General features: G+C 31.6%; 18 protein-coding genes. 16 read left to right on the forward strand and 2 right to left on the reverse strand.

Features of this window, described 5'->3' with window-relative positions:
- The first annotated feature begins 162 nt into the window (after positions 1 to 162).
- From RWR88_RS04595 to RWR88_RS04660, 14 genes are all read left to right on the forward strand, one after another.
- Positions 163 to 1,170, forward strand: a complete 1,008-nt coding sequence (locus RWR88_RS04595) for a rod shape-determining protein (RefSeq protein ID WP_314450853.1) — start codon at positions 163 to 165, stop codon at positions 1,168 to 1,170.
- 18 nt (positions 1,171 to 1,188) lie between these two features.
- Entirely contained in the window at positions 1,189 to 1,485 is a 297-nt protein-coding gene (locus RWR88_RS04600) for a hypothetical protein (RefSeq protein WP_314450854.1), read from the forward strand.
- Between the two features lie 15 nt (positions 1,486 to 1,500).
- A complete protein-coding gene (gene mreC, locus RWR88_RS04605; protein WP_314450856.1) occupies positions 1,501 to 2,037 on the forward strand; it encodes a rod shape-determining protein MreC in 537 nt (178 codons plus the stop codon).
- On the forward strand, positions 2,037 to 2,621 hold the full coding sequence (gene mreD / locus RWR88_RS04610) for a rod shape-determining protein MreD (protein WP_314450857.1): 585 nt from the start codon (positions 2,037 to 2,039) through the stop codon (positions 2,619 to 2,621). The genes mreC and mreD overlap by 1 nt, the downstream gene beginning before the upstream one ends.
- Before the next feature lie 109 nt (positions 2,622 to 2,730).
- Complete coding sequence (locus RWR88_RS04615) at positions 2,731 to 3,069, forward strand: YlbF family regulator (protein ID WP_020991276.1); 339 nt, start codon at positions 2,731 to 2,733, stop codon at positions 3,067 to 3,069.
- A 106-nt stretch (positions 3,070 to 3,175) separates the two neighbouring features.
- Entirely contained in the window at positions 3,176 to 4,390 is a 1,215-nt protein-coding gene (locus RWR88_RS04620) for a DNA repair exonuclease (RefSeq protein ID WP_314450858.1), read from the forward strand.
- Positions 4,380 to 7,064, forward strand: a complete 2,685-nt coding sequence (locus tag RWR88_RS04625) for an AAA family ATPase (protein ID WP_314450859.1) — start codon at positions 4,380 to 4,382, stop codon at positions 7,062 to 7,064. The genes RWR88_RS04620 and RWR88_RS04625 overlap by 11 nt, the downstream gene beginning before the upstream one ends.
- A gap of 15 nt (positions 7,065 to 7,079) precedes the next feature.
- Positions 7,080 to 8,036, forward strand: coding sequence for an HD domain-containing protein (locus RWR88_RS04630; protein ID WP_314450860.1), 957 nt, complete (start codon positions 7,080 to 7,082; stop codon positions 8,034 to 8,036).
- A 123-nt stretch (positions 8,037 to 8,159) separates the two neighbouring features.
- Positions 8,160 to 9,524 carry an FAD-dependent oxidoreductase gene (locus RWR88_RS04635; protein WP_314450861.1) on the forward strand — a complete coding sequence of 455 codons (1,365 nt, stop codon included), beginning with the start codon at positions 8,160 to 8,162 and terminating at the stop codon, positions 9,522 to 9,524.
- A 10-nt stretch (positions 9,525 to 9,534) separates the two neighbouring features.
- Positions 9,535 to 9,966, forward strand: a complete 432-nt coding sequence (locus RWR88_RS04640; RefSeq protein ID WP_314450862.1) for an Rrf2 family transcriptional regulator — start codon at positions 9,535 to 9,537, stop codon at positions 9,964 to 9,966.
- Positions 9,967 to 9,990: 24 nt separating this feature from the next.
- Entirely contained in the window at positions 9,991 to 10,260 is a 270-nt protein-coding gene (locus tag RWR88_RS04645; protein WP_314450863.1) for a GNAT family N-acetyltransferase, read from the forward strand.
- 292 nt (positions 10,261 to 10,552) lie between these two features.
- Positions 10,553 to 11,161: a class I SAM-dependent methyltransferase gene (locus RWR88_RS04650; protein WP_314348774.1), complete on the forward strand. Its 609-nt coding sequence runs from the start codon at positions 10,553 to 10,555 to the stop codon at positions 11,159 to 11,161.
- Between the two features lie 11 nt (positions 11,162 to 11,172).
- The gene (locus tag RWR88_RS04655; protein WP_314450864.1) at positions 11,173 to 11,910 is read left to right on the forward strand and encodes a class A sortase; all 738 of its coding nucleotides are present in this window, start codon (positions 11,173 to 11,175) and stop codon (positions 11,908 to 11,910) included.
- A 15-nt stretch (positions 11,911 to 11,925) separates the two neighbouring features.
- On the forward strand, positions 11,926 to 12,912 hold the full coding sequence (locus tag RWR88_RS04660) for a LacI family DNA-binding transcriptional regulator (RefSeq protein WP_314450865.1): 987 nt from the start codon (positions 11,926 to 11,928) through the stop codon (positions 12,910 to 12,912).
- Between the two features lie 8 nt (positions 12,913 to 12,920).
- Here the strand turns inward: RWR88_RS04660 and RWR88_RS04665 are convergent, their stop codons facing one another.
- Entirely contained in the window at positions 12,921 to 13,799 is an 879-nt protein-coding gene (locus RWR88_RS04665; RefSeq protein ID WP_314450867.1) for a cation diffusion facilitator family transporter, read from the reverse strand.
- Positions 13,800 to 13,996: 197 nt separating this feature from the next.
- Between RWR88_RS04665 and RWR88_RS04670 the strand changes: the two genes are divergently transcribed.
- Both RWR88_RS04670 and RWR88_RS04675 read left to right on the forward strand, forming a co-directional pair.
- Positions 13,997 to 14,443: a flavodoxin gene (locus RWR88_RS04670; protein ID WP_006703079.1), complete on the forward strand. Its 447-nt coding sequence runs from the start codon at positions 13,997 to 13,999 to the stop codon at positions 14,441 to 14,443.
- Positions 14,444 to 14,499: 56 nt separating this feature from the next.
- Entirely contained in the window at positions 14,500 to 14,730 is a 231-nt protein-coding gene (locus RWR88_RS04675; protein WP_314111568.1) for a hypothetical protein, read from the forward strand.
- Between the two features lie 40 nt (positions 14,731 to 14,770).
- Here RWR88_RS04675 and RWR88_RS04680 read toward each other — a convergent pair whose 3' ends face one another.
- Positions 14,771 to 16,264: a flavocytochrome c gene (locus RWR88_RS04680; RefSeq protein WP_314450868.1), complete on the reverse strand. Its 1,494-nt coding sequence runs from the start codon at positions 16,262 to 16,264 to the stop codon at positions 14,771 to 14,773.
- Between the last annotated feature and the right edge of the window lie 12 nt (positions 16,265 to 16,276).

Consider the following 16,276-nt stretch of genomic DNA (forward strand, 5'->3'; position numbering starts at 1 on the left):
TCCCACAAGTTGTATTGACACTGGTTCGTGTCACAAATGTTTGTGTTTCTTAGAACTTTCTTTAGCATACTGTGTGGACTAATATTTATTATTAAGTCATTGTATGATATACTATACAAGGTATATAGAGTGCCTTATTAGGCACAAAAAGGAGGGCCGTTTGTGGTTGCATTAAGTTTAAGAGCACAAAATATTGGTATTGATTTAGGAACTGCCAATACGATTGTTTATCTTGAAAATGAAGGTATTGTGACACGTGAACCATCAGTTGTCGCAAAAAATACAATTACGGAAGAAATTATAGCTGTCGGTCAAAATGCATTTGATATGATTGGACGAACACCAGAAAATATTGTGGCAGTTAGACCGATGAAAGACGGTGTGATTGCAGATTATAATACAACAACAGCAATGTTAAAATATTTTGTACAATCAATTGTAGGTCGTTCTTTCTTTAAACCGATTGTAATGATTTGTGTTCCAAGTGGAATTACGGATGTTGAAAAAAGAGCTGTATTAGATGCTACAAAATATGCTGGTGCTAAGGAAGCTTATGTTGTAGAAGAACCATTTGCAGCAGCTGTTGGAGCAGGATTACCTGTACAAGACCCAACTGGTAGTATGATTGTCGATATTGGTGGAGGAACGACTGATGTAGCAACAATTTCTTTGGGTGGAATTGTAAATAGCCAATCTATCCGCATTGGTGGAGATGAATTAAATGAAGCAATTGTATTACATGTTCGAAAAAAATATAATTTATTGATTGGTGAAAGAACTGCCGAAGACTTAAAAATTCAATTAGGATCAGCTTCCGTTGAAAAAGCTTCTGCTTATGGAAGTATGCAAGTTCGTGGACGTGATATGGTTTCTGGATTACCAAGGATTATTGAAGTAGAAGCTGTAGAAATTGCAGAAGCAATGAGTGAAATTATTACGCAAATTATTGACGCAGTAAAAGATGTTCTCGAACAAGCACCACCAGAAATTGCCTCTGATGTGATTGATCACGGCATTGTATTAACAGGTGGTGGGGCATTGTTAAGGAATTTAGCAGAAGTAATTTCTGACCATACACAAGTTCCTGCTTTTGTAGCAAATGATCCTTTGGATTGTGTTGCGTTAGGAACTGGAATAATTTTAGCAAATCCATTATTAATGAAAAAATAATAAAAAGGAGACTGAACAGTGAATCCAATATTTTCGAACAAGAAATTAATTGGTTGGGTTTTAGGTGGAATTGTAACACTATTATTAATTACCTTTTCACTCACTGTTGGTAGTAATATCGTTTCGCAAGGTGTCAATGATGTGACAAACATTTTAGGAAGAATGCTTGCTTATCCTGCCAATAGTGTCAATGATTTTATGGAGAGTATTTCAAATTTAACAAATACTTATCAAGAAAATCAGACGTTAAAACAAAAAGTAGAGACAATCTATCAATTAGAAGTTAAATTAAATGACTTAAAAAAACATAATTAAAAAATGAAGGAACCGTTGAAGTTAAAAGATACTTTAAACGACTATTCTTTAATTAATGCAACTGTAATTGCTAGAAATCCAGATACTTGGAGAGATATTGTTACGATTAATAAAGGGGCAAATGATGGATTAACTCCTCAAATGTCTGTAATGAGTGACAATGGATTAGTAGGTAAAGTATTAGATGTGAATCCTACGAGTGCTAGAGTTGCTTTATTATCGAATAATGATAATACATTAGTTCGTGTTGCAGCGATGATTCAAGGAGAAAAAGAATCTATTTATGGAACATTAACCGGATTTGATCATGAAAAAAATATTTTAATTATGAGTCAAATTCAAGCAACTCAAGAAATTAAAGTAGGCGATAAAGTTGTTACTTCGGGTTTAGGAGGAGTTTCTCCAAGTTCTTTATATATTGGAACGGTAGAAGAAGTAGCGATGGATCGTTTTGGACTTTATAAAGAAGTTCGTATTAAACCGGCAGCTGATACAAATGATGTTCGTTATGTAACTGTAGTGAAGCGAACAAGTGAAAGTAGGACTGAATAATGCATACTTCAAAACGTATTTATTGGTTACCCATTTTGATGATTATTGCTTTTTTAATGGATGGAGTAATGATGAATCATTTTTCAGTATTTCTAATTGAATCTGGATATACTCTTGTCCCAAGAATTGTTGTCATAACATTAGTATTATTGACCTTTATTATTGACCATTCAAGTATGTTTTGGTTTGCAGTAATGGTTGGATTTATGTATGACAGCTACTATTCAGGAATTTTAGGAGTTTATATGGCGATTTTTGCTGTAATCGTTCGAGTAATTGGACATATTAGAGGGAAAATTAGTATTAATCCTTTTACGTTAGGATTGGCTTTAATTTTTCTATTAACAATAACTGAGACGGGTGTTTACATCATTTATACTTTAATTGGAATTCAGCATCTAACAGTTCAACAATTTTTAGTTCAACGATTAGGATCTAGTTTAATATTAAATATTGTATTGTATTACTTGTTGTATATTCCATTGAAAAATTTTGCATTATGGGTGCAATCAGGAATTTCTCATGAAAAGATTTCTTTACGAGCAGCTCGTAGAAATCAAGGGAATTCATATCATTATCGTTAAAATGAAGCCGGTGATTATGCCGGCTTTTTGTGTACGAACATATGTGCGAAAAAAGTAGAAGAAATCATAAAAGTTATGCTATAATAAAAGAAAAGAAGGAGGTATAATGATGAGCAATTTATACGATACAGCGAATCAATTAGAACGTGAACTTCGTCAATCAGAAGAGTTTGCTGCAGTGAAATCAGCTTTTGAAGCAGTACAACAATCTGAAGAAGCAAAAGCTTTATTTGAAGAGTTCCGTGATATGAATGCGAAATTCTTACAAAAACAAGTGAATGGTGAAGAATTGACTGAAGAAGATTCGACTTATGCAAATGATTTATATCAAAAAGCAAGTTCGAATGAAGCGATTCAAACATTAATGCAAGCAGAACAACGTTTAAATACAGTAATGCAAGATATTAACCGTATTTTAACGACTTCATTACAAGAATTATATCAATAATAATATTGATCGAAACGGTCTTATTGATTTTTAGTCTAGTGAATAAAATTCATAATGGACTAGAAGTGAATAGATCGTTTTATTTTTTTACAGATAAGGAGTTTTTATGATTCGCTTTATTCATTGTGCCGATATACATTTAGGAAGTCCTTTCACTGGACTTCAACAAAAAAATAGTACGATTGCATTTCGAGCAATTGAAGCTACTAAAACAGCCTTTTTAACGTTGATTGATACTGCCATTGAATATCATGTTGATTTTGTGCTAATTTCAGGAGATATTTTTGATTCTAGTCATCAACATATTCAAGAAAAAATTTTTTTAAAAGAACAATTTCAAAGATTAGCTCAAGCAGGTATTTATACTTTTTTAATTCATGGGAATCATGATTATGGAGGATTTACTGAAGATTGGAATAATGACTGGGTAAAAGTATTTAAAGAAGAGGTTTCAACAGAAATCTTGAAAACTTCTTCCGGTGAAAGTATTGCTATTAGTGGATTTAGTTATGATGCAAGATGGATAGCAGAGTCAATGGCAATGCATTTTCCAATGAGAAATTCCTTAGTGGATTTTCATATTGGGATGTATCATGGTCAAACACGAACGGCATCCGATTCATCTGCAGCATATGCTCCCTTTAAAATCAGTGATTTAGAAAAGCTTCATTATGATTATTGGGCATTAGGACATATTCATCGAGCGATGGATTTAGATTCTAATGGTAGAATTGCATACTCTGGAACGATTCAAGGTCGAAATTTTAAAGAGATAGGCGAAAAAGGTTTTTATCTAATTACTTTAACTAAAAACTTACCGATGAATAGACAATTTGTTTCTTGTAATCCAATTGAATGGGTGGAAATAGAATTTTTAGTGGAAGAAGTTCATTCTATAGAACAAATCGTATCACAGATGTATAGAGAAATTTTAATCCAAAAATGGAATGGTGATAAAATTTATTTGTTAAAATTTAATCTAATAGTAGAGAGAGGCTTTAATCAATCATGGTTGAAATTGATAGAAGAAATTTTACAAAAGGAAATTTCCACGAAATACGAAAAATTATATTTGATAGAAATGGATATCGAATTTAGGAAGTTAAAAAGAAATAATCAACTAAGCATTGAATTATTGGAGGATGAGGAAAGTCATCTAAACCGACTGCAAGATATTCAAAATATTGCTATGCAACATACTCTATTGGCAAAATATTTTTCCAAAGAAATGAGTAGTGAAGCATTTCAACATAAAATGATTCAAAGAGCGAAAGTTTTAATTGAAACAAATATGGAAGTAGGTGATGAAAATGTACATTAATAGAGTTGAAATTTTTGGGTATGGAAAATGGTCAAAAGTACGAATGGATTTTCATCATCAATTACAAATATTTCAAGGGAAAAATGAATCAGGGAAATCGACTTTACGTTCTTTTATTCAACATGTCTTATTTGGTTTTCCAAAGAAAGTTTCTGGTAAATACTCTTATGAGCCTCAAAATGGGGGGATTATGGGAGGACGAATTTGGTTAGATGAAACATTAGAAGGATCCCTTTTCATAGAAAGATATATTAAAAATGGTAAGCAATGTTTTAAATGTGAAACGACTTCAGGAAAAAGTTTATCCGAAGATAGATGGCAACAATTGCTTTTTCAAATTGATGAAAAACAATATGCACAAGTTTTTGGATTTAATAAAGAACAATTAGACCAATTTCAATTTTCTTCAATGGAGGAAATGGATCAATTTCTCTATAGTGTTAGTTTAACTGGTAGCGAAGAATGGATGAAATTATCAACAAGATTACAAAAACAAGCGGACTCAATCTTTACTCCTAAAGCTGTTAAAAGAGTCATTAATCAGCAATTACATCAATTAGATTTACAAATGGTTAAAATAGAAGAATTAGCAAAAAATAATGATGTTTATGAAGAGACACTTCAAAAATCTGAAGAGATTAAGCAAGAAATTCAAAGAAATTCGCTGATGATTCAAAAAAATCAGGAAGAAGAAAGAAAACTTCAATTATTACAGTCTCATTGGAATAGCTATGAAAGATGGAAACTAATCAGCAAAAAAATTAATTTTAATCAGGAAAAAAATTGGAATCCAGAGTGGAAATATGAATTAGAAAGAAATCATTTAGATGATGAATGGAATGAACAACAAATTCATGAATTACAACAGGAGTATCATTTATGGAAGAAGAGACATCAAAGTGAACAGCTACTAAAAGAAGATCCAAGATGGTCTCAGTTACTAAATATTTCTTTAATGGAAGATGAAATAGAAGAAAAAATTTTGCTTAGAAAAAAAATGAAAATAGAATTAGATGAATTACAAGAAAATATTCAAAAGGAAGAAGAAATATGGAATATTCATCATGAAAATATGCCTTTAGAAATCCCAAAATATGAAATTGAACAGTTAAAAGAAAAAATTAATCAGCAAAAAACTTTACAATTTGAAGAAATAGAATTAGATACTAAAATGAATCGACTAAAAGAGGAAAAAGAAAAAATCAATCACCATTCTAAAAATCAAAGTCCCACTAATCATCGATTTAATATTACGGGAGTTTTGATTTTTAGTGCAGTAGTGACTAGTCTTGCATCTATTTTACTACTATCAAATCCAGTATTTAGAGCTATTGGAGTAGTCATTGGAGTCATGATTAGTTTACCTAGTTGGATGTATGAAAAAAAATCTGTTTATACGAGTCAAATTCAGGAGTATTTTTCAGCAAGATTAGAAGAAATCAGTGATGAATTAGAAAAGGATGCTTTACAAAGAAAAAATAATAAAGAAAAACTTGAAAAAATTTCTCTGGAATTATTTAGTTGGAAAAATAAATATGGATATGCTGATTCAAATATTACAGTTGAACAACTTTACCAAGGAGATGTTTTAAAATCTCTTCGATATTTTATTGAACAAAGACAAATAAAAGAAGGAATACTTCAAAAAATTGAAAAAGAATTAACTCAATTACAAATGACCTGGCAGTGGGTTTTTGAAGTGAAGAAGGAAGCTATTCCAAATGCAATTGAATTAGAATGGAAACTGTTGAAAAAAATAATTCAAGAAGTTCAAAATTTTTATCAGAAAGAAATTCTTCAAATGAATGAAGGGTTAAAATTACAAGAGCAAATTCAACAGCTGTATAGTGATAAACAATTTTTAGAAAGTCAAAAGATGTCAATGTTTAAGAAAGCTAATGTTCAAAATGTTGAAGAATTTTATCAAAAAGATGAAGCATTTGAAAGGAATCGTCTACTAATTCAAGAATATACTCAGATAAAGCAACAATTACAGAATTATTTAGAAGAATTAGAAGCAATTAAAAGTAAAGAAGAACTAGAACAAAAAATGGAGAGTTCACATCACTCATTATTAAATCTTCTTCAAAAAAATCAGTCGTTAATAGAAGAACAAGCACAAAAACTACAACAGATTCAACAACTAGCAACAGATGGAACATATCATGAACAGCTAATTCAATTTGAATTATGGAAGGCAGAAGTAGAAGAACAATTAGTAGAATGGGCAAGTTATTTATATGCTTCAAAATGGATTTTAGAAAGTTTACAAAAACAGTTACCTTCTCAAACAAATGATGTGATAAAGGTAGCGGGTCATTATTTTAATCGATTAACTCAAGGTAGATATCAAGGAATACAAATGGAAAACTTGAAAATAGTGGTGCAAAAGAATGATGAAAACTGGTTATTTGCTAGTGAATTGTCTAGAGGTACATTAGATCAATTATTAGTCAGTATTCGTTTAGCATTTATTGAAAATCTTTCTTCAAAAATAGCATTACCTATTTTAATTGATGATGGTTTTGTTAATTTTGATAGTGAACGTAAACAGATTATGTTACAATTAATTAAAGAGCTTTCAAGTAAAGTACAAGTAATCTATTTTTCATTAGATGATGAGCCTTTTACGATTGCTGAAACACCTGCTAGCCTCATTAGGCTACAAAGATAGAAAGAAGAGGAATTCATGGTAAAAAAATTATATGATTATGCAGTAGATGAATCTTTAGAATTGTTTTTATTAATTAAAACAGCTGATGTGAGATTAGCAAAAAATGGAAAACCGTTTTTAGCTTTTACATTCCAAGATAAGTCCGGACAAATGGATGGAAAATATTGGTCAGCGACTCCTGAAGAAATTGAACGATTTTCATCAGGAAGTATTGTTTATTTAGTTGGAAAAAGAGAAATTTTTAATGGAATGCCTCAAATAAAAATAACTGGCTTACGTCTTTCTAGACCAGAAATGGGCGAACCAAATGAAGTTTCAGATTTCTTAGAACATGCTCCAATGAAAAGAGAAGAGATGGAAGAAGAGCTGAATTCTATTCTTTTTGAAATTATTAATCCAACAATGAGAAGAATTGTGCATAAAATTTTAGGGAAATATCAACAAGATTTCTTTGAATATCCTGCAGCTAAACGTCACCATCATGCGTTTGCAGGAGGATTAAGTTATCATACTTTATCGATGTTGCGTTTAGCAAAAGCAATTGCAGAACAATATCCAGAAGTGAATCGTTCATTATTATTATCGGGTGTTCTACTACATGATATTGGTAAGATTATTGAATTATCAGGAGCAATTGGCACTGAATATACTTTAAAAGGTAAATTAATGGGACATATTGTGTTAATGGATGAAGAAATTACAAAAGCCTGTGAAGAATTAGATATTGATCAAAGTCATGAAGATGTTGTTTTATTAAAACATCTAGTATTAGCTCATCATGGCAAATTAGAATATGGTTCTCCAGTTCGTCCATTATTATTAGAAGCAGAAATTTTACATCATGTGGACTTAATGGATGCGAGTGTCACAATGATTACATCAGCTTTACAAAAGACAGAACCAGGACAATTTAGTGAACGAATTTTTGGATTAGACAATCGAACATTTTATAAACCACATACTGTAGAGTAGAAAATAAAAGTCTGTTTTATCAGACTTTTATTTTTTTTAAGCAAAACTATTTACAAAATAAAAAAAGAGGTTTATGATATTAAATGTAATCAAAAATATTACATTTAAAGAAAGGTGATTCATATGTCAAAAAACGTAAAAAATATTATTATCGGGTTTGGTAAAGCAGGTAAAACAATTGCTGCTTACTTAGGAACACAAGGAGAAGAAACAGTTTTAATTGAAAAATCTCCTGTAATGTACGGTGGTACATGTATTAATGTTGGATGTATCCCAACTAAAAAAATTGCAACTGCAGCAGCTCGTAAAAAATATAGTCAAGAAGATGCAGCTAGTTATTATAAAAAATCAATTCAAGAGAAAAAAGCTTTAATCGCTGCTTTAAATCAAGCAAATTATCAAAAAGTTAATTCGGCTCCTAATGTAACAATTGTAGATGGATTTGGACGTTTTGTAGATGAACATACAGTTGCTGTAGATACAGCTAATGGAGTAGAAGAATATGTAGCAGAAAGAATCTTTATTAATACAGGTGGTACTCCATTCATCCCACCAATTGAAGGATTGAAAGTTGGAGGACCAATTCATACAAATGAAACAATTATGGATTTAGAAGAATTCCCAGAATCAGTTGTTATTGTTGGTAGTGGATTTATCGGATTAGAATTTGCAGCAACATATGCACAATTTGGATCAAAAGTAACAGTAGTAGATGTATTTGATGCATTTATTCCTCGTGAAGATGATGATGTTTCTGCTGCAGTTAAAGAACGTTTAGAAGAAATGGGCGTTACTTTTGAATTAGGAATTTCTGTTAAAAAAGTTGAAACAGAAGGTAACAAAGCAACAGTTTACTATGCTAAAAATGATGAAGAAAAAGTACTTGAAGCAGATGCTGTTTTAGTAGCAACTGGTAGAAAACCAAATATCCAAGGCTTAGACTTAGAAAAAGCTGGTGTTGAATTATCTGAACGTGGTGCAATTAAAGTAAATGAATTTTTACAAACAAATAAACCACATATCTTTGCATTAGGAGATGTAAATGGAGGCCCTCAATTTACATTTATCTCATTAGATGACTTCAGAATCGTGAAAAACTTCTTAGCAGGAAATAAAGAATACTCAACTAAAGAACGTTCATTAATTCCTACTTCAACATTTATTAGCCCTACATTATCAAGTGTTGGTTTAAATGAAAAAGCAGCGCAAGCAGCAGGAATTCCTGTGAAAGTTGCAAAATTACCAATGGCTGCTGTTCCAAAAGCAAAAATTTTAGGTAACCAAGTTGGATTCTACAAAGTTTTAGTACATGAACAAACAAATGAAATTGTTGGTGCAACATTATTTGCGGAAGAATCTCATGAAGTAATTAATATCATTGCAACTGCTATTAAAGCAAAATTACCTTATACAGCTTTACGTGATCAAATCTTTACTCACCCAACAATGGCAGAAGCATTAAATGATGTTTTTGGATTAATTAAATAGAGGAATCGAAATGGGAAACGACTTTATAGTGATTATTCATTGTTTAACCTATTTATCTGTACATCATGATAGAAGATTTTCAAGCCAACAATTAGCACATAATGCATGTAGCAATCCTGTTATTGTTAGAAAAGTGATGAGTTTAGCTTCTTCTAAAGGTTATGTTGATGTTGTTAATGGAGTTAATGGAGGATATAAGATTCAAGTAGATCCAAAAGATATTTCATTAGGAGATTTATTTATTCTAGTTGGAGAAGATAAACGATTAAAGAAACAATATCAATCTTCATTAGATGAAGTTTGTCTAGTTGCGAATCATATTTGTGGAGTGTTTACAGACTTACAAGAAGAACAAATTCAAAATCAAGTAGATTTTTATGAAAAACAGAGTATACTAGATGTTGTAAAAAGATTACAAGAAAAATCAAAAAATAAAGCCTAGTTTTTAATATAAGGAGTGAGTTGAATGGAATTTGTAAAAGAAGAAAATGCCTTTAGACATTATAATGCAGTAGGTGAAGTGGATGCTGAAATTACATTTCAAGTTGAAGAAGATGTATTGATTGCTGATCATACTTTTGTAGATCCAACTTATAGAGGTCAAGGAATTGGAAAATTACTAGTCGATAAATTAGCGAATTATGCTAGGGAAAATCAGAAGAAAATCCATCCAACATGTTCATATGTCGTTAATTTATTTAAAAAATATGACGAATATAGTGATGTGAAAATATAAAAAAAGTTAAAATTCACAAAAGTGTTACAAAAAATTCATAAAAAATTCACATTTTACCTTTATGATACAGCCATACCCAATAAAACACCTAAGGTTTACTTCTCCCAAATAAAAAATGAACTCCCAACATTTTTTATTAGTAAACCCTCCTAACCTTTTCCCGTTGTTAGAAATAGCAACGGGTTTTTTGGTTGTAAAAATCGTCAGTGAATGATTAAATTTTAATCATAAGTGTTGGAAGTTTGAAAAAGAAATAGTATAGTTAATTATTATAGAGTATAAAGGAGAATTTATGACAAATCATTATTATACAAAAAATCCAGATAGTAAAAGTCAACAAAAACATTGGACGTATCGCTTGAAAGGAAACACTCTTTCTTTTACAAGTGATAATGGAGTATTCTCAAAACATACTGTTGATTTTGGTAGTGAATTATTAGTTGAGTCTTATGATATTCCTGAGCAGTTTCAAAAGGCAAGTTTATTGGATATTGGCTGCGGTTATGGTACGATGGGACTTGCTTATGGAAAAGCATACCCTGAATTATCCATTGAAATGATTGATGTCAATGAACGAGCATTAGTTTTAGCATCGGAAAATGCACAAAAAAATGGCATTAAAAATGTAGATATACATGAAAGTAATTTGTATGATGCTGTTAAGAAAACTCAGTATGAAATTATTATTAGTAATCCACCGATTCGTGCAGGAAAAACAGTTGTACATACCATTTTAGAAAAAGCATATGATTATTTAACTGAAAATGGTCAATTAGTTATTGTGATTCAAAAAAAACAAGGAGCACCAAGTGCTCAAAAGAAAATGGAAGAAGTATTTGGTAACTGTGAAAGAATTCAATGGGATAAAGGATATTGGATTTTAGTAAGTACAAAAGTTTAAAGGAGAATATTATGACGAGAAAAGATGAGATGAAAAAGAAAAAAAGAAAGTCTAATTGGAGATTGTGGGTTGCGGGACTATTGTTTATTATTGCGGGATTATTATTTGCTGCTGGTCCGATTCGTTCGTATATGCTAGCACAATTCCAACAAGAGCATACGCAACAATTAAGTAAAGTTACCGCAGCCGAAGTAAAAGAAAATGAAACTCAAGAAGCAGAATTTGATTTTTCAACGGTTGAACCTTTAGATTTACAATCAGTTGTAAAAGCTAAAATGGATACTTCTAAGTTTTTAACTTTAGGAGCAATTGCTGTCCCAAGTGTAAAGTTAAATTTACCAATTTATAAAGGAATTTCTAACCCAGTATTATTAGCTGGAGCTGGAACAATGAAGCCTACACAAAAAATGGGGGAAGGTAATTACGCATTAGCAAGTCATCACTATTTCTCAGATGAACGTTTATTATTTTCTCCATTAATTAAATTAAAAGTTGGCGATAAAATCTATTTAACAGATATGGAATATGTATATGAATATGAAACAACTAGTATTGATTTAGTGGAAGCTTATCAAGTAGAAGTTATTTATGATGTACCAGGAAAAACAGAAATCACTTTAATTACATGTGATGATTTACAAGCTTCTCATCGTTACAGTTTTAAAGGAAAATTTGTTTCAAAAACTCCAATTAGTGATGTAACAGAAGATGTAAAACAAGCATTTAATATCGATTTTACAACATTATAAAGGTAGGTGGAGTGATTGGCGACTATTCAAGATATTGCGAAAATGGCTGGTGTAACAAAAAGTACCGTTTCAAGATATTTAAATGGTGGTTCGATTAGTTTAAAAACAGCGCAAAAGATTGAAAAAGTTATAAAAGAAGAAAATTATACGCCAAGCCCATTTGCTCGTAGTTTAAAAGCAAAATCAAGTTCGATGATTGGTGTTATTGTTCCAAGAATCGATTCAGCAGCAACAGCTCTAACATTAATGGGAAGTGATGAGGTTGTTGAAGAGTTAAATTATGATTTGTTAATAAATAATGCTAGACAAGATAGTAAAAGGGAAATAAAAGCGATTGAAGGTTTTGCTAGAAATAAAGTTGCGGGCATTATTTTAATAGCAACAGAGATAACTTCAGCACATATTACAGCAATTAAAAATTGTCCAGTCCCGGTTGTAATTGTAGGGCAAGAGCATGATGAAATTCATAGTGTAATTCATGATGATTACCAAGCTGGTTTTGAATTAGTTCAAAATCTTGCAGAATTAGGTTACCATGAATTAACTTATGTGGGTGTTTCTAAACGAGATCATGCTGTGGGAATTATTCGAAAAGAAGGGATTTTTTCTGGAGCAAGAGCGAACGATTTCGATAAAATTGAGCAGCTAGAAGGAGATTTTTCTACTCAAAAAGCAATGGAAATTGGATTAGAATTATTTGAGAATCCAACTTCATCATTAGTTATTGCAGCAACTGATAATATTGCAGTAGCTTTAATGAAAGCAGCTCAAAAATGTGGAAGAAAAATACCAGATGAAATTGCAATTGCAGGATTTGGTGGATATGAAATTGGTCAATTTATGAATCCAACATTAACGACAGTGGAATATCAGTTTAAAGAAGCTGGAAGAGTTTCGATGGGTGTTTTGGATAAATTAATCCATAAAGTTCCTTGTGAGATGAAAACGACGATTCCAGTTCATGTAAAACTAGGAGAAAGTACAAAAAAAGCTAGAAATTAGGGAAATACCTAATTTCTAGCTTTTTTATAAGGTTCAACATGAATATCGATGAAATTGATTCCGAAGTGGTCAGCAAGTTCTATTTCGATTTCTTCTGTTATTTCATGACTTCTCCAAACTGTTAAATTAGGATCCATACAAACCGTTAAATCTAAATAAATATTAGAACCATATCGTCTAGCTTTTAATTCTTCAATACTTTTAACTTCTGGGTGGGAAAGTATGAGAGGTTTATATTCTTTCATTTCTTCTGGTTCAAATCCATCGGTTAATTGGAAGGTACTTTCGCTGAAAACATCATATGCGGTTTTTAAAATCATAATGCCAACAATAAAAGCCATTACTCCATCTAACCATGAGATTCCTAAACTTGCTGCAAAAATAGCAATGGAAGTAGAAATACTTGTTAAAGCATCACTGTAATTATCTTTTGCTGCAGCTTTTAACCCGATGGAATTTATTTTTTTAGCTAGCGAATGGTTAAATCGATAAACTCCATACATCATTATACCAGAAATAAATCCTACTATAGCAGTAATAAGTGATGGAAGTTCGGGATTTGGATTCATGATAATATGCCAAGCATTTCTAATAACTTCTATCCCGATAATACACATAATGAAAGAAGTCATTAAACTCGCAATAGTTTCAAATTTCCAATGTCCATAGGGGTGATTTTTATCAGCAGGTTTTTGTGAAATTTTTAATCCGACAAATACTAAAACGGAAGATAAAACATCTGTTAAATTATTTAAACCATCTGCAAAGAGTGCTTGAGAGAAAAATAATTTTCCAAATACTAACTTACTAGTGGAAAGTAGGATATAGGTGATGATGCTAAGGATAGCTCCTCTTTCTGCCTGCTTTAATCGTTGTGTAGCGTTCATGTTATTTCCTCAATTCTGTAAAAAGTTATTATAAAATTATAACAAAAAAAGAGTGAAAATAAAAAGAAAATGCTATAGAAGGTAGTTTTATCTGAAAAGATGTATGAAAATGACATAAGAAATCTTTTCTTATGACTATCTCTTGAGGAATTCTTTTGGTATAATAAAATCAATTGAAACGAAAGAGAGTGAAGTAAATGGCAACAGCATTAATTGTATATGCTAGTTTAACAGGAAACACAGAAGAAATTGCAGATATTTTAGCAGAATCATTAGAAGAACAAGGAGTAGAAGTAGATATTAAAGAATGTACTTCCGCTACAGCTGATGAATTTCATGACTATGATATTTGTGTAGTCGCAACTTACACTTATGGTACAGACGGTGATTTACCAGATGAAATCGTTGATTTTTATGAAGAATTAGAAGAAGAAGATTTAAGTGGAAAAATCTATGGAGCATTAGGTTCTGGAGATACATTCTATGATAAATTCTGTCAATCAGTATTAGATTTTGATGAACAATTTGCTAAAACAGGTGCAACAAAAGGTGCAGAAAATGTATTAGTAGATTTAAATGCGGAAGAAGAAGATGTGAAAAATATTGAAGCTTTTGCAAAAAGTTTAGTAGAAAAATTAGGATAGAAGAGAAGGTAACAGTTTGAAAAAGAACTGTTACTTTTATTTATGGAGAAAAAAAGATGTATCAAACAATTGAAGGTATTGCGGAATATTTAGAAGTAGATATTGCGTATGTATTATATTTAATTCGTGAAAAACAAATTTCTACGATTACAGTCGATGATGAAGTCCTCATTAATCGATCTCAATTTGATTTCTTTATAAAGCAACGTCAAAAAATGATTGAAGAATACCAAAAATACTTAGATGAACCGATTCCGGAAGATATTGATATTAAGGATGAGGATTAAAAAAGGTTGCCAATATAGGCAACCTTTTTTGATATTTTCATTATTTTACGTAAGCAGCAGCTTGTGCTCCAGCTTGACGTCCAAAGATGATGATGTCAGCTACAGCGTTACCACCGATACGGTTAGCACCGTGAACTCCACCAGTTACTTCACCAGCAGCGTATAATCCATTGATAACTGAACCGTCTTCTTTTAATACTTGAGCGTTTGTATTAATTTTCAAACCACCCATTGTATGGTGAATACCAGGTGCGATTTTGATTGCGTGGAATGGACCAGTTGTTAAGTCGTGATCCATAGCAGTTGAACGACCAAATTCGCTATCTTTTTTATCAGCAACAGCTTTGTTCCAAGCTTCTAAAGTTGCTTTTAAGTTTTCAGCAGGTACACCAATTTCTTTTGCTAAACCTTCTACAGTATCAGAAGTTTTTACTAAACCACGTTTTTGATAGAATTTAACAGCTTTAGCGCGATCAGTTAATGCATTATCTAAAATTAAGTATGCATATTTTTCTGGTAATCCGATAATTGCTTGAGATACTTTATCACGAGTTTCCATTTCATTGAAGAAACGTTTACCGTCTTGGTTAACAAGGATTGCACCTTCACCACGAACTGATTCAGAAATTAATGTTGAAGTTGATTGTTCAACAGTAGGGTGAATTTGGATTTCTCCCATATCTACAGTTGCAGCACCGATTTCTTTGGCTAATACGATACCGTCACCAGTTGAACCTTTTTGGTTTGTTGTTACAAATCCGTTTAATTCGGGTTTGTATTCAGTCACCATTTGCATATTTGCACCGAAACCACCAGTTGTTAAAACAACAGCGTTTGAAGCAATTGTTTTTTCTTTTCCGTCGATTGTTACGTTAACGCCAGTAACTTTTCCATCTTTTTCATTCACTTTGTTTACAACAGCATTTACGAATAATGGGATTTCACGTTCTGAAGCATTACGTAATAATCCAGCTACTAAGTATTCACCAACAGCTGAACCATCAGCAGGACGGTGAGTACGTTTTTCGCTCATACCACCAGTTGTTGTTAAGTTACTTAATGTAATGCCCATAGAATCTAACCAATCAATCGCTGAAGCAGAGTTGTCTACTAAGTAGTGTAATAAATCAGGATTGTTTGTTCCATGTCCACCTTTTAAAGATTCTTCGTAGAATTTATCGTTTGAATCTTTAATACCTTCAGCTTCTTGGAATTTAGTTTGAGATGCATTCATCCCTGCAGAAGATTTTGTTGTATTTCCTCCTGCTGTTGCCATTTTTTCTAAGATAACTGGGTTTTTACCAGCTTCTTTAGCTTGGATAGCAGCTGATAAACCAGCACCACCAGAACCAACGATGATAACATCATAGCTGTCTTTTAATGTTGAAGGATCTGCATATTTTTGAGCAGATGCACTTGCAACAGCTTCTGTTTTAGTCGTTTCCTTTGTTGTTTTTGTAGTACTACTACTTCCGCAAGCGGATAATAATAGAACTGATGCGAAAGCTAAACTAGCCATAAGACTTTTTTTCATTTCTATTCTCCT

It is taken from the genome of uncultured Granulicatella sp., from assembly GCF_963528195.1.
Classification (GTDB): domain Bacteria; phylum Bacillota; class Bacilli; order Lactobacillales; family Aerococcaceae; genus Granulicatella.